The following is a 20,161-nucleotide window of genomic DNA, read 5'->3' on the forward strand; positions in this document are numbered from 1 at the left end:
GAATCTAAACTTAATGTCTTTAGCGATTCATCGGCAGAGAATAATCTAAAGCTTGATTCGCTTTATAGGCTTTGTGTCGGGCTTCTGGTAGTGTTTCGGAAGATTGCTTCTAAACATGTTTGAATTTATTAAGTTATGAATACACAAAAATAGCCTGTACTTTTTGATGTACGGGCCATTTTTGTTGTGAAACCTCAAGGAAACCTTATCGACTGATTGGAATCAACACAATTGAAATTTGAGTACAGAAAGATAATTTTTTATGGAAAGCCTCTAAAAATTAATAAATCAGTGTAACGTTTTTGCGCTTTTAGTTACTATAATAAGTGATAAGCCGAGTTTAAATACAGTAAGATAGCAGGCTGGCGGGAAAGGAAAGAAACGGTGAGTACGGGCAATTCTCCGCTTGAAGTAACGTTTAAAACAATTGCCGATTTATATCGGCATTTTGAGTTACCCATCTACCGGTACTTATTGAGGCTCTGCGGCTCGGGCGTTGTTGCCCAAGAGCTCACTCAGGAAACTTTTCTGCAGGTACTGACCTCCTGGCAGCGTTACAAAGGAACGGCAAACGTAAAAACCTGGCTTTATAAAATAGCCCGCAATGTTTATCTGCATCAAAACAGAGAGGCTACCAGATCAACACGGCTATTCAATAAATTAGTTAATGAGCAAATGACCCGGCAACCGTCTCACAACAGTCCGGAAGCTATATTGGAACGACGATGTTTGAGCGATACAGTCAACGAGGTACTTCAGGCTTTGCCGGAGCAATACCGCACGGTTATTTTGCTTAAAGAGACGGAGAACCTGAGTCATCGGGAAATTGCCGACATACTGAATAAGACGGAGGCGTCGGCAAAGGTTATGTTTTTCAGAGCCAAACAAAAATTCATTGAGGAATACGAGCGGTTAGGAGGATCGCCATGAACGAATGTAAGCTTGTGCACGATCTTTGGCCTTTATATCTGGACAATGAGCTCAGCGCAGAAAGTGCGCAATTTGTTTCAGAACATCTGCGTTCGTGTCCCGATTGCCATAGGCTGCCGGAAGAATCGCCTAAAAAGACCTTGAATTGGGAAGCCGTGGAACCTCCGGCCAATTCCCTTGAAAGCTTTATGAAGCGCTGGCAGCGCCGCCGGATATGTACTGTTTCGGTTGCAATAGTTATGGTCTTGTTAATTGCCTGGGGGGCCTTGTATTACGGCCAATGGTCCGGCCAAAAAGCCTCTCAAAAACAACTGCAGGAGCAAAAAGAACTATTCAACAAACAAATGAGTGCCTTGCAAAGCGTGTCACCACCGGCGGAACAATTGCTTAAACGCTGGGGTATTACCTTCAGCATTGATCATACGGCTGAAAATGCCGGAAGAATCTCTGTAAACTATTCACTGCGCTGGAATATTGACAGCCCGGTAGAGCGGATTGAGGGGGAGGATAGTCGCTATTGGTTTGATCAGAATTCACTGATTGACGCTGCTACCGGGGCTTCTCTCCCGCTCAGCTCCAACGGCTGGAGCTCCGGTCCGGATAGCCGGACAACCGGCCAGCTGATCACTCAGCCGCTGACTCAGCCCGTATCGGAATTAGTCTTCAAAACTTACACTCTTTATGCCTGGCTGAAAGGACCGGAAACAGGATTTAATTTTGATTATAGCGGCGGGCAGCAGACAATAGCCCTTAACCGGCCGTTCAGCTTCCAGGGCATAGATTTTATGATTGACAGTTTGCAGTTAAATGACTCGACTTTTAGCGTCAGCTACCATCAACTGACCCCGGCAACCCAAGTGGGCGTCTTCCAACTCAACTTCACCTTCGACGACCGCTTGGGCAATGTTTGGAACGTTAACTCTGAGCCTGAGCAGACTATCAGCGACCCCAAGAAATTCAGTATCTCTGCGCCTCATTCTCCGTCCAAACACTGGTCCCTAAAAATAAATCATATCATTCAGGTGATACCGGGGATTAAAACCAATCTTAACTTGAACGGAGGGCAGCCGGAATGATCAATAAGCTCCAAAGTAAAGGGTTAAAAAAACCAGTTGTGCTTATTCTCTTAACAGTATCTGTACTGGCGAACCTGATCTTAATCAACGCTTATGTCGGCAGGTCGAGAGAGTTGAACACCGCATGGCGTAATGGCACTCAAGAAGTTGTTCAGGTTGGAATCCGGCTGCTGTCTGCTTACCAAGGAAACCAAAGTCCTGATGCGGATAGTCTGACAACAGTCAATGCTTATACTGAAATGTTGTCTCAGCAGCTTAATTCAGCCGTTGCCTTACCTTACGGCCAAAAAATTATTCCGTTTAGTACGGTACAAACCGTTGAATCGTTTATTAACTATGAAACCAGTGTCAGCAAATTAATGCAGGAAGAATTGAAAAACAACGGCCATATTTCAACTGAAAATTTGAAACGCTGGAAAATCATAAACGACGGCTGGCATTCAATGTTCAGTTTAATGCAGGATGAACTTAATAAGTGCGAGCCATTCTCTCCCGTTTTCAAAGAACAAACTTGGCGAAAAATCTACGTTGATGCTACGATTGCCTTGAATCAGGTCGAGCCTTCACCTCTGCCTGAGAAATGAGGTCAAACTCATTAGATAAAGAAGACTGCTTGGGGGGAAAACAGAGAATAGAAAAACACTGCCTCTCTTTAAATCGCTGAACTCAGTCCCGTCCGAAAAGAGGCAGTTTATTTTGCTCTTCAGGAGCAAGTTTGACCCGGAAATCAGTTAAACTCTTGTTTAACCGGTACCTTCAGCTTCCATGGTCCTTTGACAAGGACATCAATTTTTCCTATAGTCAGTTTTATGCTTGTTTCCCCGGCCGGATAGGGTATTTGCAACCATTTAATGCCCCCAGTTGACGGATCAAACTCACCCATACAATTCTCCGCTTTTCCATTGACGCTTAGGTTATTGAGCATACCGTTAACGATGGCCCCGTTAACTAAGTCGGGAGTGATATAAATCCGCAGCCAATCTTGATTGTCTTGGTTTAGAGCTTCTGCTTTTGTCAATGTTAGACTGCAGGTACCTAGGTTAAGAGAATTATTTAACATTGCCGTAGAATTCTTTCCAGGTACCGGGAGCGTTATATCGGCATGAACATCCTGAAGCAGGCTGACCGATGGTATCGTCACGTCAAGCCTGTCGCCGAGATTAGGGCTTGTCGAGAAATATATTAAACCGCTTCCGACATATCCGGCCTGACTTTTCAGCAGATAGGATTTAGAGCCATTCGCATTTTCAACGGTTGCGCCTTCTATAGCTTCAGGCACCCCGCCTCTTAAGCTCTGGACCAGGAGGGTAACCTTTGTTTCATCGGGGAAGCTTGAGCTTTGAGCGGCTACCGTCACATTATTGACGGTAACTGCCGGGCCGAAATTCTCAGCCGTATCCGAATCTTTTCCGGCTGTGAGAGGAATGTTTATCGTCCAGTCTGACAGACTGGGAACTACTAAAGCTACCTGCTTGAGATCAGCAGGCAACGCCTTATACCATGCCCAATTGGTTTGAACACGCGTGTTCCCGCTTCCTGTCACAACCATGTTCCCGCTTTGATAAGGATAACGTACACCTGCCGAGTCAAGCAAATAGGAGCTGTTCAGGTCCACAGTCCCACCTTCGGCATAAGCCATAAGTGAGGTTCCTTTGCTGTCCGCCAACACGCCGTTAATATCTATTTTTATCCCGTCTTTCTCTGCCCGAACGGGATTCGGTGCAAAAAGGTTGACATTTTGAGATGAACTGATGCCAAACCCCGGGATAAAAACGAGCAGTCTGTTCACGGCGCCAGCAATACTGTTTGGGCCTATTCCCGCAAAAAGCAAGATAATCGCTGCAGCTGCCGCCATAACCTGCCATAGTTTGAAACGGCAGCGTCGAGAGACGTTCGGTTCACTTTGCACCATTCTCAGCGTGCGATGTTCTATTCTCGCAAGCGCCTCTTGGTTGGGGCTCTGAGAATACGACTCAATGAACTCTGTGATATCATCAGGAATAATTAATCGTTCCAATGCTTCTTTACTGTCTGTAAAATTATCAGTCATAGTTCTTCCACCCCCTGCCGCTCCTTTTTACCCAAAAGATTTTTCAGGAGCTTTCTGGCCCGCCAAAGTTTATTATCAACCGCCTGGCGTGTCAAACCATAGGCGCTGGCCAGATCGTTAATGCTTTCATCAAGAAAATATCGTCTGTAGATCAGCTCGCGCTCTTGCCTGGCCAAGGATTTAAGAGCCGTTTGTAATTCCTGGCGTTCTTCGACAGTCTCAAAGCTGGTTGTCAAAATCTTTGCCGGAATTGCCTCTTCAGCTAAAGGGAGCTGGCTGATTTTAGTTTTAAGGTTTCTCCGTCGGTCAAGAGCAACAAATTTACAGATCATTAAAACCCAGGTCCTTAGGCCTGCCCTGTCCGGAGAATACTTGTCTATGGATTTCCAGGCGGTGAAGAAAACATCGCTGCTGCATTCTTCAATGTCCTCCGCCGAGCCAACTCCGCCGATGATCGCGGAACTTAAGGAATACACGTCAGTAATATAGGCGTTCATTAAAGATTTCAACGCCGCTTGGTCGTGGTTCAATAAGCCGGCTAACATCTCTTTCTCTTCCACATGCTCACCTCGTCTTCAACAATTACTACGTTAAAAATCTTGCAAATCTCCCGCACAGGAGCACTTATTAGAATCATAAAAATAAAAAATAGCCATATTCGTTTCCGTTAACATTTCTGCTAGTATTCCGGCGTACTATCTCTTTTAGGTAAAAAATTAAACTCTGAAAGGCCATTTTGTCCAAATGTTAGTCTTTACGTGAAGTTTATCATTTGTATCTTTGTGCAAACGGGGATAAAATGGTTAAGTGCTAAATTTCGAGAACTGAAAGGAAATAGTGATGCCAATCTGGAAACGCAACCTAATTATCTGCTGGTTCGGCTCATTTGCTACCATGGCCGGAATGAACCTGGTAATTCCCTTTTTGCCTACTTACATCCAGGAACTGGGAGTGCACAACATTGCCAGTGTTGAACAGTGGTCCGGAGTTGCCTTCGGCGCTACTGCTCTCTCTGCCGCTATAGTCTCGCCGTTTTGGGGGAAACTGGCCGATATCCATGGCCGCAAGCTCATGTTAATCCGAGCCAGTTTGGGCATGGCCGTGATTATGGTTTTAATCGGCTTTGTGCAGAATGTTTATGAACTGGCTGGCCTGCGCCTTTTGATGGGCGCAATCTCCGGCTATATACCAGCCTCGATTACTCTGGTTTCTTCACAAACTCCTCAGCAACATTCCGGTTGGGCTCTGGGAACTCTCATGGCCGGTTCCGTCGGAGGTTCACTGATCGGTCCTCTGGTCGGCGGCGGCTTGGCCGAAGTTATTGGCATGCGCCATGTTTTTTATATTACCGGGGGCTTTCTTTTTTTGGCTTTTCTGATCTCGGTTGCCTTTATCCGCGAGGATTTTGTTCCCAACAACTCGGCTAAGTTGTCCAACCGCGAATTATGGAAGGCCATTGATAAGCCGAAGATACTGGTCGCCATGTTTATTACATCCTTTATGCTTCAGCTCGCCAATATGTCGATTGAGCCTATTGTTACCATCTATGTCAAGCTGTTGATGAAAAACGCCAGTCATATCGCCATTATTTCCGGTGCTGTGGTCTCCGCCGTCGGCTTAGCTAATGTCCTGATTGCTCCCTTTCTCGGCAAGCTCTCCGACAAGGTAGGACCTTATTTGATCCTGTTTGTCTGTCTCATGGTAACTGCGGCAATTATGATTCCGCAAGCTTACGTTCAAAATTCCTGGCAATTGATTGTCCTGCGCTTCCTGATGGGAATAGCAACTGCAGGTTTTTTGCCTTCCATTAATTCGATTCTTAAAAACAACATCCCGAATTCAATTTCAGGCCGGGTCTTCGGATACAATAACGCGGCTCAAAACCTGGGAAACGTAGCGGGACCTATAATGGGGGGCCAGATGGCCGCCTATTGGGGTTTCCATTATGTATTCTTTTCCACTAGTGTCCTGCTTTTCGCCAATGCTCTTTGGGTTTATCTTACGAACAGAGGTCGTTTGACAGTACCGAGTTTAAAGGCCTAGAGGCATCAATTTCTCATACTAGAAACGACACCCCCCGGTTTTAAAAATTCGGTTGTTGCTGTCACTACCCGACCAGGCAAGGTTTCTTTAGTTGGTACCCTAAATATTAAGTTTTTATTAAGGACAAAATACTACTTTTTGTGACAAAAAAATAAGTAACGAAGATGCTATACTTTATTTAACTAAATAACCACCAACTAGAAGTCGGTGGTTTAAATTCCGATCTGCGGTCGGCTGAAAGACCTGATTGCGTTTAAAGCGCATGGTTTTAAGCGAGCCGCCCAACGTAGGATTAAAGCAATCCTTGGAAAATAAAGAGGAAAGAAGTGAATTTTTAATGTCTCTAAGGAAAAGAAGCTCAAAGCTATGTTTAATCCTTAGCCTAATTACTCTTATTAGTTTGGCTATTCCTACAGTAACTTTAGCAAATTCATCGCCAACCATTACTCGATTGGCAGGTATTGATCGTTATGAAACGGCATCTCAGATCGCCAGGTCGGGCTGGTCTCAATCTGATTATGCTATTTTAGCTTTCGGTGGAGATTATCCTGATGCACTGTCCGCTGCTCCTTTAGCCAAGAAATTTAATGCTCCCATCTTATTAACGGATACTGGAAGTTTACCAAGTACTACAAAACAGACCTTGTTAGATTTGCAAGTGAAAAAAGTAGTTATTATTGGTGGAACAGCGGTGATATCTCAGGCGGTTGAGTCTGAACTTCAAACGATGGGGCTGGAGACAACACGAGTTTACGGGAATGATCGGTACGCCACTGCGGTTCAAGTTGCTCAACAAGTCAATTCCAAGCCATCAACGTTGTTTGTGGTCACTGGTGAAGATTATCCCGACGCTTTATCGGTTGCATCCATTGCTTCTATGAAGCAAATCCCAATTATTCTTGTACCTTATGATGTTATGCCTGATACTGTTAAGAGTTACCTTTCGACTCTCAATGTCAGTAAAACCTATGTTGTGGGAGATTCGGATATTATTAGCGATCAAGTGGCTCAACAGTTCCCCAATACCGTACGGATCTTAGGGGCCGATAAATATGCCAGAAATATCCTTATAAATCAAACGTTCGTTACGGATTTTAATTCAGACAGTATCTGCTTAGCGACAGGTGAAGGTTTTGCTGATGCCTTGGCAGGCACTGCCTATTGTGCTAAGCTATCAGAACCTATAACCCTTATTAATAATGATTCTCCGGCAAATACGAGAAGTTACTATCAGCAAAGAGTTGCCAATGCAAGCCATGTCTATGTATTTGGCGGAACGGGGATTATTCCCGATTCTGTAATAACTGATCTGAATCCGTCCAATGCAACGAATGGAGATAGCCTAACTAAAGCGTTTAAGACTCTTAGGTTAAGCAATCTCACCAAAGTTGGGGCAACTACTGCAACCTTTAAGTATCAAGTACTTGATGGAACGGGGAAAGACATTACCTCAAGCGTCCCGGCTACCCAGTTATCGGCCGTTGCCTCAGTAAAGTCATCAGTTACCCTAGATCCGAGCAAAGGCATAGGCACGATAACTTATAATTCTTCTTCAGATATTGATAAACCGGTTATTATTACGCTTGTTGACTTAACCACCGGCATAGTTATAAGTCTTGACTCTTCTTCCGGCTCAGACTCTTCCAGTTATACTTTCCCCGTTACTGACCCGGCGTCTCAAGTTCCAACTCCTAGTCAAACTTCAGATCAAAAGGTCAGTAAAATTACGATAACTTCAACTAAACTGGCGATAATCTCTTCGGATGGAACTGACAAGATAGGTTATGCAACATATATTGTGAATGATCAATACGGCGCTGATATTACAGAGTCACCTCTTGCAAATGATATTCAATTCAAAACAAATGTAGGTACAATTACAGCGCAGCATGGTTTAATCAAATTGGAATTTTACCCGAATATTAATCCTGAATCACTGACTGAAGTTACTATAACCGGTGTTTACTTAAATAGCGGAGTTACAACAAATTCGGCTTTAGATATTGTACCTATGTTCGGTGAAATTACTAATTAAAGATAGATCTTGTATCAGTGGGGTTCACTCGGCCTCTACAGTTCTTCTTTCTTTTAATGAAACCAGGCTTTGCTTAGAAGACACTCTTCTTAAAGCTATTCTGAAGCATGGAGTTAGTCAATATAAACTATTATTTTAAATTCTAAGCTTCTCCTCCATTTAATATTATAAAGGGGGGTGGTTAAAATCATTAAAAGAATTAGAACTTATGAGAATGGACTCGGCGAAGTGTATGTTGTGAAAGAATATTGGAATGGTGAACTAATAATTCACCAAGAGGGAACTAATAAACATTTAGATGCGCATTCTAACGACTACCTAGCTATAAAAATACTACATTCATTGAGCGGTTAATATGGTTTGACCCCTGGCCACGGTTTTTTCCATTATAAGGTTTAACAGATTAATCACATAATGTTCATCAAATCATAACAAATATAGTTTATTATCATAAGTAACAACTTGCTCGCAAGCTTAGCGTTTTTCATAAGACCTGTTCCTTCTTCTCTTCCCCCTCTTCAGGAGGGGATTTTTTTTCCTCTCTAAAGGACGTATTTGCTTGGTATAAAAGCAGAGTACGTCCTTTTTTGAGATTTTTAATGCATTATATTTTTTATGCGGTTTTGATCGGGTTAAAAAAAACAATGTCTTTCCATCCGGAGCTTACATCTTTTCCCGATTTGCATCTCTCTATGAGTTAACCAGTTCTTCTTGCAATTTAAGGTAGAGTACGGGTTTCAGCTAAAAAAATAAAATGTAATCATTATAAATAGAAAATAATTTCTATATGAAAGAGGATTTAACAGTCTTGACGTAGAAGTATGGGAAGTATAGATAGTAAAACCTCAAGGCATTCAGAGGAAACGTCGTTGTATCTGTTACGGCTCTTATTTTGAGAGAGTGTGACTGTCAGAGAACCTCGGTCAGCAGATTTAGCATGTAGAATCTATGAGGTTACTATACGTCACTAAAAGAGAACGACTATCCGCTGGATGAACATGTGGTGGACCTAATACGCTTCGTGGTGGCCTTATTCTAAGAATAGAGAGGAAGATTGTGATGAGCCAAGTTCTTTTAGAAGACATAGCGAGATTGCCAAAACCTTTTCAAGACTTTTGGGAAAGAGTCAGTCACTGCATTCCGGTTAATCGCCGCTTTTGTGATCCCTTATATACCTTGGCTTATGGGATCGATGCCAGCTTTTATCGCCTGATTCCTAAAATTGTTTTAAAAGCTCGAACTCCCGAGGAGATAACCAAGATTTTGCGAGCTTCTCAAGAATATAAAGTTCCGGTTACCTTTCGAACCGCTGGGACAAGCCTTTCAGGCCAAGCTGTGACAGACTCTGTTCTTGTCGTTTTGCAAGGGGCGTGGAGAGGCCATTCTATTTTGGATGAAGGGGAAAAGATAGTTTTAGAACCAGGAATTGTTGGGGCTGAAGCTAATCGCTTTTTGACACAGTATGCTCGAAAGATCGGGCCTGATCCGGCATCTATCGATCACGCCATGATCGGGGGAATGGCGGCTAACAATGCAAGCGGCATGTGTTGCGGGACTGCCGATAACAGTTACAAGACTGTTGCCGAGATGAAAATCATCTTTGGCGATGGAACCATGCTGGATACAGGGAATCTGAAATCCTGCTCGGATTTTCTTAACTCTAAAGCGGAGTGGGTTAGCAAAATTAGTGAAATCAGAGATGAGATTATGTCCGATCCTCAATTGGTGGAGTTAATACACCGTAAATATAAAATCAAGAATACTACGGGTTACAGCCTCAATGCTTTTGTGGATTTCACAGATCCTATCGAGATTATTAAGCATCTCATGATCGGATCGGAGGGAACCTTAGGTTTTATTTCAGAGATTACTTATAATACGGTGATTGAACATGCGCATAAAGCTTCGGCGTTGATCATCTATGCGGATATGGAACAAGCTTGCTTGGCGGTTCAAAAATTAGATAGGGAAACAGTTTCTGCTGCTGAATTAATGGATAGAATCTCGTTGAAAACTATGGAAGACAAGCCCGGTATGCCGGAATATCTGAAGGCTCTTTCTCCTACTGCCACTGCCTTGCTTATTGAGGTTCGAGGGGCAGATCATGAATTCTTGGAGCAAAAAATTAAACAAGTGGCAGACCTTCTTAAAGAAATACCTACCGTATTTCCTATAAGTTTTACGGCTGTAAAAGCTGAGTATGAAAATCTCTGGAACATTCGCAAAGGTATTTTCCCGGCAGTAGGAGCGATTAGAGAGTTGGGGACGGGAGTAATCATAGAAGATGTAGCTTTCCCCAAAGAAAACTTAGCTGAAGCGACCTTAGCCTTAAGAGAAATTCTCGATAAATATGCTTATCCTGATGCCATCATCTATGGGCATGCCCTGGATGGGAATCTTCATTTCGTATTTACTCAAGACTTTGGTCATTCCGAGGATTTACCGCGTTATGAAGGTTTGATGCGGGACGTCAGCGATTTGGTAGTGTCACGCTTCGGCGGGTCTTTAAAAGCGGAGCATGGAACGGGCCGAAATATGGCTCCTTTTGTTGAACAAGAATGGGGAAAAAAAGCTTATATTCTAATGAAACGACTTAAGGCCGCCTTCGATCCGGAAAACCTCTTAAACCCGGGTGTCATCATTAATGACGATCCACACAGTTATTTAGAAAACTTAAAAAATATGCCCCAAGCCCATAAAATTATTGATACTTGTACAAATTGCGGCTTTTGCCAAAATATATGTACATCTAAAAACCTCACTTTGACACCGCGACAACGTATTGTAATTCAGCGAGAAATTCAGGAATTGAAGCGAACGGGTCAAGAACCCGAACGTTTATCCCGTTTGGAAAAGGATTTTGATTATCCTGGCAATAAAACCTGTGCAGTGGATGGATTATGCGCTACTACCTGTCCCTTGGGGATAAACACCGGGGACTATGTTAAATTCTTGCGTTCGCAGTCAGTCACGCCCACTACCCGCTGGGTTGCGGAAAGCTTAGCCAATCATATGGGCGGAGTAACAAGTGTTATGCGTTTGGGGCTTGGAGTGGTTAATGGAGCACATGGCCTTTTGGGAACGAAGCTGATGGAGAGCCTAACGCAGGGTGCCAGAAAAATTTCCGGAAATGCTATCCCTCTCTGGAACCCGTGGATGCCGAAGGGGGGCAAGGTTCCATTTCTAAAGGAGCATAAAGCCAAAACACTCCACACAAACGGCAGCTCATCACCGTTAAAAGTCGTGTATTTTCCAAGTTGTATTAGTCGCTCTATGGGAACGGCCAAAAATGATCGAGATCAAAGGGCTCTAAGTGAGGCGATGCTCTCTGTTTTGACAAAAGCGGGTTGTGAAGTTATTTCCTTGCCAAAAATGAATGGGCTTTGCTGTGGTATGCCTTGGGAAAGTAAAGGCTTTTTTGAGACGGCCGATAGAAAAAGCAAGGAGCTTGAGGAGGCTCTGTTCGCTGCCAGTGGAGAAGGTAGCTATCCGGTTTTGTGCGATACAAGCCCGTGTTTGTATCGAATGAAGCGGGTGATGCATTCGTTGAAGCTCTATGAGCCGGTTGAATTTATCTATGACTTTTTGCTTGATCGGCTGGCGTTTACTCAGTCAAAAGAAACAATTGCTCTTCATGTAACCTGCAGTTCGATAAAGATGAACTTAAAAGAAAAATTTTACACAGTGGCCCATGCCTGTGCCGAGGAAGTCATTATGCCTGAGGATGTCCACTGCTGCGGTTTTGCGGGGGACCGCGGATTTACTTTTCCGGAGTTGAACCGCTCGGCTTTAGCAGCGCTTAAAGAGACGTTGCCCGACAACTGTCGAGCAGGATATTCCAATAGTCGAACCTGTGAAATCGGTTTGTCTCTTCACAGCGGTATCAGCTATCAATCAATTGTTTACCTGGTGGACAAGTGTACAAAATCAATTTAGCTCTGGCTTTTTGAATCCGGGAAGTAATTTTTAACTTTTTAAGGAAGGAAAGTAGGCCAGAGAACTCGCAGAAACAAGCGATTCAGTCACATTAAGTAAAAAAAGATTTTAAAGCAACAATATAAATTAATTATAAAATAGAAGTTTTTTAAAAATAAAAAAGGATTTAATTGAATGAATGTGGAAAGTACTATAAGCAACCATATCAAACCCTTGTGGAAGTTAGGGAAATTTTAAGTGGCAAATTGAATGAGGAGGATGTATATGGAGAGCGTAAAACTTGCAGTTATTTATTACAGCATGACGGGAATAAATTATCAGTTAGCTCAGTGGGCGGCAGAAGCTGCAAAAGAAGCGGGTGCGGAGGTGCGTCTGCTCAAGGTACATGAACTGGCTCCGGAATCAGTTATTAACAACAATCCTCAATGGAAAGCAAATGTGGAAGCTACAAAGAATATCCAGGAAGCGGGTTCCGCTGATCTCGATTGGGCGGATGCCATTATTTTTAGTGTGCCTACGCGTTTTGGGAATATAGCATCTCAAATGAAACAGTTTATTGACCTTCAAGGAGGAGTATGGGCTCAAGGAAAGCTGACGAATAAAGTTGTTAGCGCTATGTCTTCCGCACAGAATTCCCATGGCGGTCAGGAAGGTACCGTTAGGAGCTTATATACTTCAATGATGCATTGGGGTGCAATTATTGTGCCGCCCGGATATACGGATGCCTCGATTTATAAAGCGGGTGGTAATCCCTATGGAACGACAGTTACCCAGGGACAGGATGGCAAAATGGTAGAAGACGTAAAAGACGCCGTATTTCATCAAGCAAAAAGAACGGTTGAAGTTGCCAGCTGGTTAAAGAAGGGGAAAGAATAGGCAAGCTTAAATTGTTGAACTAAAAAGCATGGTGATTCTATTTAAATGGCAAATTTCAAATGAATTTTAGAATCCTTTCCAACCTAAGCATGAAACTATAAAATAATTAGATCATATGCCAAAAATATAATGATAAGTCTAATGAAAATCTTTGTAGTGTTCAAGAAAAAACTTTGGTTTTGGAGGAAACGTTATGAATATTTTAGAATTTGCAATAAATATGGAACTTGAAGGAGAAAAATATTACATTGAGCAGGCTGAAATCAATAAAGAAAATAGCCTGGAAACAGTCTTTCTCCTATTGGCTAAAGATGAGAGCAGGCATGCAAAAGTTCTGCAAAAGAAAGCTGACGGGTTAAGTTATGATTTAGGGCAGGATGAAATGCATACAAAGGCCGTAAGCATATTTCATGAACTTGGGGCAATCAATATTGAAACTAAACAAACTCCTGACCAATTAGATGCCTATAGATTGGCTTTGAAAAATGAAAAAGAAAGTATAATTCTTTATCAAAAGTTTTTATCTGAAGCAGCGGATGACGAATCAAAAAAGTTATTTGCATACTTGATAGAGCAAGAAGAAAATCATTACGCAATAATTAATCAGTTGATCGTACTTATTAGTCACTCACAGGAATGGGTAGAAGCCGCCGAATTTGGCTTAAGAGAAGATTATTAAGTTTGGAAAATGCTTTAAAAAGAATACAAGGACCGGCGTGATTCTACTGACAGAGGTACGAAAAGGGGAGTGTCGCAAAACTACTTTAAAAAGTAGTCTGCGATACTCCTTTTTTGCTTTTTGGCTATTAAAATCGATTAGTAAATCTTCAAACATTTTGAATCTCTCTGATGCACTTAAATTTGGGCACAGAAAAATAAGCCTCTGGTTTTTTGGTCTTTTGTAACCGTTCCTAGGCCGTTTTTAATGGATGAAGAGGTTTCCCTATTCGTTCATTTTGTATTTTCGCATGCAGTTTATTCACGTTATAGCCAAAACTCAGGAGCATAAATTCTGTTTTGACACTGGTTTTACCCCGGGTTAAAAATCGGTTGAAGTTGTAATCATTTTTGAGAACGCCAAAGGCTCCTTCTACCTGGATTGAGCGGTTAACTCTTAGCAAGGTTCCTTCTTGAGTCGTGATGTTTTTATAGGATATCTGACGTTTTTCTACGAACAGTTTGGACACCTGCATTCTCCGATTGCCTTTTGCTTTCGTACAGCGAGATTTATGGGGGCAGTCACTGCAGTCTTCCGATTCATAGACCGTTATTTCAGATCGATACCCCGTTGCCGATGTCCGATGAGTGATTCCTACTGGCTTGAGTTGCTTCATATTATGACAGGTATATTCATCGGTCTCCGGATTGTAAACCATAGTTTCGCGTTTACTGATGTCCTTTTTGAATCGTCTCTTTTTCCATTGTTCATAGGTTTGTGGTTTTATGAAATAGGTCTGCTCTTTCTTTTCAAGATAACGATAGTTTTCTTCACTTTCATAGCCTGAATCTGCAATAATATTTAGATAGCGAGTCTTTAATTTGGCCTCTATATCGTTTAAGAATGGGATCAGTGTTGCAATGTCATTCCGATCCTGAAAGATCCCAATCCCTGTTACATACTCACTCTCCACACCGATCTGGACATTGTAAGCAGGCTTCAACTGGGCATTCCGCATATGATCATCTTTCATATGCATGAACGTCGCATCGGAATCCGTCTTGGAATAACTGTTTCTCTTCTCAAATAATTGGTTGTGTGCATCGTATTTTTCCTGCCGGTTATAGAATTCCTGCAATTGTTCGGTCCACTTCTGCAGCTTTGACTTCCGTTTCCCAATACCATGAACGAACTCTATATTCTCTTGATGTCGTTTCTCTTCCAAGTACGTCATCGCGGCTTTAAGGTCATCCAAAACGGTCTCTTTGGCTACTTTGAAGTTGGACCTATAAGTTAGGTTAATCTCCTCTAGGCAGGCCTGAACTTTTTCGAACATCTTTGCTTCATTTTTTTGAACGACCTTTTTCCAGACAAAGGTATAACGGTTGGCATTGGCCTCGATTTTTGTCCCATCGACAAAGAGATTTTTAAAGGTTACTTCTCCAAGAGTATGTAGATACTGAACCAATTGATAGAAAAGATCGTCGATAGTTTCCTTGAGATGGTCCTTCCGGAACCGGGCAATGGTACTGTGATCTGGGGCTTTTCTACTACCTTCCAAGAGCCACATGAAGTTTATGTCTCGTTTACATGCACTTTCAATCTTTCGGCTCGAGTAAATGTTGTTCGTGTAGGCATAAGTTAATACTTTAAATAGGATTTTGGGTTCAACTGCGGGTTTTCTTCCAGTGGAAGAGTAGGCCTTGTATAATTTCTCGTAATTTAATCCCTCCAAAATGTGGCTTAGCAGTCGAACTGAGTCATCCTTTGGTATTAACACATTAAAATTAAATGGTAAAACTAATTGATAGTGTCCATTTAATTCGGTATAATTTTTACTGTGTAATTTGGTTGTTTGCATAACTCAATTATACGCCAACTGCGGGTTCTTTTGGACCCGCAGTTATATTTTTTAGAAATCAACGAGGGGCTGATGCTTTACGAACTCTGTTCGTTTTGCAACAGCCCCTTAAGAGCATACAATGATCTACCTCGCACTCATTATAGATAGCTTATTACCTGACAGTAGTCTTGCGACCAAAATCAAGCAGGTCACAACCTATAAAAATGGTTTGTTCGACTAAACAAGATACCTACCCAACCCTATACAACCTCACGGCTGCATAGAATCAGTCAATTCATAAATACGCAAGTCGCCTTGTGTGTTTATGAAAAAATCAATACCCGGAATAATCTTAGCCCGACCCTTTATAATAAGTTGGAACCTCACTGCAATCAATAAATTCGACCACAATAAAGCCTTTTCCCACTATAAAAGATCTTCCCTCTGACAAAATACAAGCGTTTTATCACCTGTAGATTATCGTTGGCCGACCTATACATACCCGGTTAAGAGCAGATATAAATCTTGGCTCAACCATTGTATACCCTGATCTTATAATGCCTCCGAATGATCTTTTTATACATTAATTTTAAGAAATTCTTATTTAAAAAATTCTGTTTTACAATAAGACAAATTTCATAAATCCATTTTTTTCATATTATGGAATATAAAAGGTTAAGGAGGAAGGTCAAATGGCATTTGGTAACGTTGATGGAGCAGCTTGCGGCTGCAGCCAAGGAACAGGTTTAGGGGCAGGCATCGCTGCGGTTGTTGTAATAATTCTTCTGCTTATCGCTTTAGGTATCGTATTCTAAATTTGCAAAGTAAGAAAGGTGGAATTTTGATGTACGGAATGGGTGGAGCATGCTGTCAACCTATCACTCCAGTTGCCACATGTGGTTGTGGATCTGCCGGAGTTGGGATAGGAGTAGGGATCATTGCTATTGCTATCTTAATTCTTATCGCTTTAGGAGTAATATTCTAATTAGCCCACTGTAAAAAAACTTGGCTGCTGCTAAAGCTCCGGCACAGGTAACTTCCAGATGCTTCTTATGCACCGGCCAGGGATAGCGAAAAAGGGACCTGCAAAAAGTATTAACAACGTTATACTCTCTGACAATATTAACAAGGTTACCGCTTCCGAGTGCAGTGGTAACCTTGTTAGCCTAATTACGCTGCGATCGAGTTACCCACCACCAACAACCAAATATAGCTGTAAAACAGAGACAAATAATTAATGCATCATAATTCACGTTAATCCCCGCCCGTTAAAAATTGTCCTGCAAGTATGAACCATAAATTTGGCTTTAACAGCCATTTTGAAGAATATCTTCTGTTTTAAAAGCAATAATAAGGTAGCATAACAATTTTTTAATCACTTTTCTAATAAGATGCTCTACAAAATAATCATAAAAGCTTAACCTCTTTTTTAGCAAACTCTTTAGGCTCAAGATATCTTTAAATTCCCGAACCTTGTTCAGCTTTATTATAGGCCTAAATTGCATAAAAATAGTCTAAATAAAAAACCATAAAGCATAAATAAAGTATAAATATGGACAATCTTAGGGCCAATCGTTTTGGGGCCTTGTACTACTATTTAAATTTTCAATATTTTCTTTAGCCGTAACTTAAGCTGAAAATTACAAAAGTGACAGCAAATATGGTCATAGGGTCAACGCAGTCGGATTAGCCTGGAACCTTCTGCGCATAAATTTCCTTCCTATTGGCAACTTTCACAATAAACCATTAACTTCATTTTCGCACAAGGGGGATGTATACTAAAAGCCTAAGTTGAATTTTTAGAGGTGTTAATAAATGTCCGTTGAAAGCGAAAATTATGAAAAGATGATAAAAACCTGTCAAGAAATCTTAAATGCTTGCGAAAAACCCTTTGTTTGGGAGGAAGAAGGTATATATGAATATGGCAACTTTAAAAAGCCTTTTAACCTTTTTCTGCCGCATCCGCAGATAGATAGGGAGTTACAGGACCTGTTCGAAAAATTTTCAGGCTCTAGTTATTTATACGATCAAGTTAAAGCAATTTGCACACTTGATGAAGAATGGATTGAGTATGGGACTTATGGCTTAGATCGGGATTTTAACTGCACTTTCAGCAAATACACTCTAAAACCCGAATATGCCGAGCAAATCAAAACCTATTTCAATCAACGCCTACATGAATTACTACAATCAACTCCAGAAGAGACAATCAATGTTTTGGCTACTGAACATGGGAACAAATAAGGCTGCATAAAGGAAATCCGTACAATTTTAAAAGATTGTACGGATTTCTTAGTTCTTGCCTCATCAATGATGTTTCTCCTTCGATTTACTTTTTACCCGGCCTATTGCATCAATACAATCCCTGCATTTTAGGCAAAGCTTAAATTTTTCTCCTTCCAGGCAGTATCTTCAGAGTGTTTTAGCATAGGCTCCTTGGTGTACCTGAAGCCAGCATTTTTGGCCATTGTGATAAAAAAGTCCTTGTCACAGTCAACTTTGACCTTAAAATACGACAGTTCTTTAAAATGAGTATCTGTACATTCTTTAATCTCAACTTGCCATTGAATTCCCTGGCCTCTGGCAAAAGTCAGGATTTTAACCAGGTATTCTAAACATACATTGGTCAGCCCCAGCGGCGTCACATTCTCATCGTCCTTAGTGATGATTTTGTTGATAACTTGGATATCCATACCTTCCGGAATCTCTGAACCTGTATCTAAAAGTTTAGTAATCAGGTCATCGTAGATTAATTGGTACTGCTCAAGCTCATTTCCTAGCAGTTCCCTTATACCGCTATCCTGCCCCTTTAGAGTAAATCTATAAAATAGCTCATCACACTTTCTCATAATATTACCTCCTTATCTTGAAATAGTGGTTACATTCACAAGCTCGAATCTAAAATGGGGGAGCTTTTGGGATTACTATCTTTAGCTAAAGCGTACATTACCCTCGGCTTTTTGTCTATAGGATATCGCTATGTTATCCATAAATAATACTTATCTTTCCTGTCTCCTGCCAAACATTTCGTTCCCCTTGTAGATTAACCACAGTTCTCAGGATAAAGAAAGAAGCGAATGTCCTGTTACAGACCCTCGCTCCTTACATACTGTAATTCCACTCTGATTCCTCGGAAACGGATTTTAAGGATTGTTGTTTTCAAAAAGAACGATACGTCGTGCTCCCAGATAACGCGCAGCCCAGTAGGAATTGGTTATATTGTCAAAACTTACGCCATAGGCCTCAGAATCAATCATGATGTTGTTGCCAATATAAATTCCGACATGGGAAGCACCGGCTTCATAAGTGCTAAAAAAGACAAGATCTCCCGGTTTAAGGTCCGATTCCGGAATCCCTACTCCTTCCGTATATTGATCTTCGGACACCCGAGCTAAATTTATCCCAAAGTGTCCATAGACATATTGAACAAATCCTGAGCAATCAAAACCTGGACTGGGGGAAGTTCCCCCCCAAACATAAGGAGTTCCTAAATATTGTTCGGCATACGTTAAAATGGCGGAAAAACTCCCGGAAAAGGGTTGCAACTGCTTGATAATTGAACCTGGAGAAGCAAGGTTTAGATCACTGGGATTTATACCGGCTTTACGCCCGGCCGCAACCAAAGATGTTTCTAGACCTTGTTCCTGCATCAACTGTTCTACAATGTCGATATTTGATTGCGAACTTAACGCTGAAAGTATGGTTGTTTTCTCTTGAGAGTTTATCTGCGCCAGAAGATTTTGCTGTGTCGCTAATAATTGTTGCTGGGACTGCTGCAATTGCTCCTTTTCCTGGAGGGATGTTTGGATAGAAGCCATTTGTTCATTAATCAAGGACTGTTGTTGGCTGATACTGGCATTGGAACTGGATATTTTCTGGTTCAACTGCTCAAAATCATTGATGATATAGGAAACATATTCCCACCGGTCCAAGAAATCAGACATACTGCTCGATTCAAACAAGACTTCTGCAAAAGGCAGAAAGCCTTCGTCTTCATTGCCGTTTTGATAAAAGGTACTCAGCAAATTTCCTAATTTGTCACTATCCTCTTGCCGTTGCGTTTTAAGTTGATTTTGTTTAGTTTGTAGATCCTGAAGTTGTTTTTGCTGGGTTTGCAAAGTATTTTGATCCTGCGCTATTCCTTCATTAATAGTTTGCAGAGATTGCTGTAAGGATAAGATTTTAACGTCTAAAGCAAGCTCTTGCTGGGTTTGGTCGCTTAGCTGACTGTTTAAAGATTGCTCCTGCTGTACATATTGTTGCAGCTCTTCTTCCAAATTATTGTTTTGATTTTCGCCGCTTGTATTGGTTTGAGTCTGAGGGCTAGTTTGAGCTTGAGCTTGTAAAGGTAAACTTAAAAAGCAAATCAAACAAACAATTAAACATAATTTTCTTTTATTTAGCATTTATACTCCTCTTTGTTTAAAGCAGTGTAGTATTTAACACTAAATTGTTCGCTAAAATTTTTTAAGAACCTTTAGGATTTTTGTGAACTTCTTTTTAAACATTTTTCCTGATTTACCATAAAGAATTGAGAAAAATTCTATCGACAGATTAAAGCTGTAGATAAATTAACATTAAACACTTGTTGAAATTCTTAACATACTGCTATTGACTAGCGCTGTATCGCAGTTATAAGGAACATAAGCTCAATCTTAAACGTGGTTGCACCTTAAAATACTCCCTTCAAATTTGTTAGCCCAGTGAAAGCGGA

16 protein-coding genes are annotated in these 20,161 nt (G+C 41.4%); 11 read left to right on the forward strand and 5 right to left on the reverse strand.

Annotation, left to right across the window (positions count from 1 at the left end):
• The first annotated feature begins 384 nt into the window (after positions 1–384).
• Genes REC12_RS06170 through REC12_RS06180 form a run of 3 tightly spaced genes read left to right on the forward strand, consistent with a single transcriptional unit; the run spans position 385 to position 2,590 of the window.
• Positions 385–930: an RNA polymerase sigma factor gene (locus REC12_RS06170; RefSeq protein ID WP_308892941.1), complete on the forward strand. Its 546-nt coding sequence runs from the start codon at positions 385–387 to the stop codon at positions 928–930.
• Positions 927–2,006 (forward strand): zf-HC2 domain-containing protein, encoded by a 1,080-nt coding sequence (locus REC12_RS06175; RefSeq protein WP_308892942.1) that lies wholly within the window; start codon positions 927–929, stop codon positions 2,004–2,006. The genes REC12_RS06170 and REC12_RS06175 overlap by 4 nt, the downstream gene beginning before the upstream one ends.
• On the forward strand, positions 2,003–2,590 hold the full coding sequence (locus REC12_RS06180; protein ID WP_308892943.1) for a hypothetical protein: 588 nt from the start codon (positions 2,003–2,005) through the stop codon (positions 2,588–2,590). Before REC12_RS06175 ends, REC12_RS06180 begins: the two co-directional genes overlap by 4 nt.
• Before the next feature lie 143 nt (positions 2,591–2,733).
• On the opposite strand, the gene REC12_RS06185 is transcribed toward REC12_RS06180, so the two are convergent.
• Positions 2,734–4,056, reverse strand: coding sequence for a hypothetical protein (locus REC12_RS06185; RefSeq protein ID WP_308892944.1), 1,323 nt, complete (start codon positions 4,054–4,056; stop codon positions 2,734–2,736).
• Complete coding sequence (locus REC12_RS06190; RefSeq protein WP_308892945.1) at positions 4,053–4,616, reverse strand: sigma-70 family RNA polymerase sigma factor; 564 nt, start codon at positions 4,614–4,616, stop codon at positions 4,053–4,055. Before REC12_RS06190 ends, REC12_RS06185 begins: the two co-directional genes overlap by 4 nt.
• Before the next feature lie 280 nt (positions 4,617–4,896).
• On the opposite strand from REC12_RS06190, the gene REC12_RS06195 reads away from it, so the two are divergent.
• The 5 genes from REC12_RS06195 (at position 4,897) to REC12_RS06215 (ending at position 13,625) form a co-directional block, all read left to right on the forward strand.
• On the forward strand, positions 4,897–6,099 hold the full coding sequence (locus REC12_RS06195; RefSeq protein ID WP_308892946.1) for a multidrug efflux MFS transporter: 1,203 nt from the start codon (positions 4,897–4,899) through the stop codon (positions 6,097–6,099).
• 304 nt (positions 6,100–6,403) lie between these two features.
• Positions 6,404–8,134 (forward strand): cell wall-binding repeat-containing protein, encoded by a 1,731-nt coding sequence (locus tag REC12_RS06200; RefSeq protein WP_308892947.1) that lies wholly within the window; start codon positions 6,404–6,406, stop codon positions 8,132–8,134.
• 1,059 nt (positions 8,135–9,193) lie between these two features.
• Entirely contained in the window at positions 9,194–12,070 is a 2,877-nt protein-coding gene (locus REC12_RS06205; RefSeq protein ID WP_308892948.1) for an FAD-binding and (Fe-S)-binding domain-containing protein, read from the forward strand.
• Positions 12,071–12,334: 264 nt separating this feature from the next.
• Complete coding sequence (gene wrbA, locus REC12_RS06210) at positions 12,335–12,946, forward strand: NAD(P)H:quinone oxidoreductase (RefSeq protein ID WP_308892949.1); 612 nt, start codon at positions 12,335–12,337, stop codon at positions 12,944–12,946.
• A gap of 193 nt (positions 12,947–13,139) precedes the next feature.
• Entirely contained in the window at positions 13,140–13,625 is a 486-nt protein-coding gene (locus REC12_RS06215) for a ferritin-like domain-containing protein (RefSeq protein ID WP_308892950.1), read from the forward strand.
• A 232-nt stretch (positions 13,626–13,857) separates the two neighbouring features.
• On the opposite strand, the gene REC12_RS06220 is transcribed toward REC12_RS06215, so the two are convergent.
• Positions 13,858–15,465, reverse strand: a complete 1,608-nt coding sequence (locus REC12_RS06220) for an IS1182 family transposase (RefSeq protein ID WP_308892951.1) — start codon at positions 15,463–15,465, stop codon at positions 13,858–13,860.
• Between the two features lie 674 nt (positions 15,466–16,139).
• Between REC12_RS06220 and REC12_RS06225 the strand changes: the two genes are divergently transcribed.
• The 3 genes from REC12_RS06225 (at position 16,140) to REC12_RS06235 (ending at position 17,691) form a co-directional block, all read left to right on the forward strand.
• Positions 16,140–16,262, forward strand: coding sequence for a hypothetical protein (locus tag REC12_RS06225; RefSeq protein WP_308892952.1), 123 nt, complete (start codon positions 16,140–16,142; stop codon positions 16,260–16,262).
• A gap of 29 nt (positions 16,263–16,291) precedes the next feature.
• Positions 16,292–16,432 carry a hypothetical protein gene (locus tag REC12_RS06230; RefSeq protein ID WP_308892953.1) on the forward strand — a complete coding sequence of 47 codons (141 nt, stop codon included), beginning with the start codon at positions 16,292–16,294 and terminating at the stop codon, positions 16,430–16,432.
• 830 nt (positions 16,433–17,262) lie between these two features.
• Entirely contained in the window at positions 17,263–17,691 is a 429-nt protein-coding gene (locus tag REC12_RS06235; protein ID WP_308892954.1) for a nitrite reductase, read from the forward strand.
• Positions 17,692–17,819: 128 nt separating this feature from the next.
• Here REC12_RS06235 and REC12_RS06240 read toward each other — a convergent pair whose 3' ends face one another.
• Positions 17,820–18,296, reverse strand: coding sequence for a hypothetical protein (locus REC12_RS06240; RefSeq protein WP_308892955.1), 477 nt, complete (start codon positions 18,294–18,296; stop codon positions 17,820–17,822).
• A gap of 294 nt (positions 18,297–18,590) precedes the next feature.
• Entirely contained in the window at positions 18,591–19,853 is a 1,263-nt protein-coding gene (locus REC12_RS06245; protein WP_308892956.1) for a C40 family peptidase, read from the reverse strand.
• Positions 19,854–20,161: the final 308 nt, after the last annotated feature.

Source organism: Candidatus Desulfosporosinus nitrosoreducens, assembly GCF_030954495.1.
Lineage (GTDB): Bacteria > Bacillota > Desulfitobacteriia > Desulfitobacteriales > Desulfitobacteriaceae > Desulfosporosinus > Desulfosporosinus nitrosoreducens.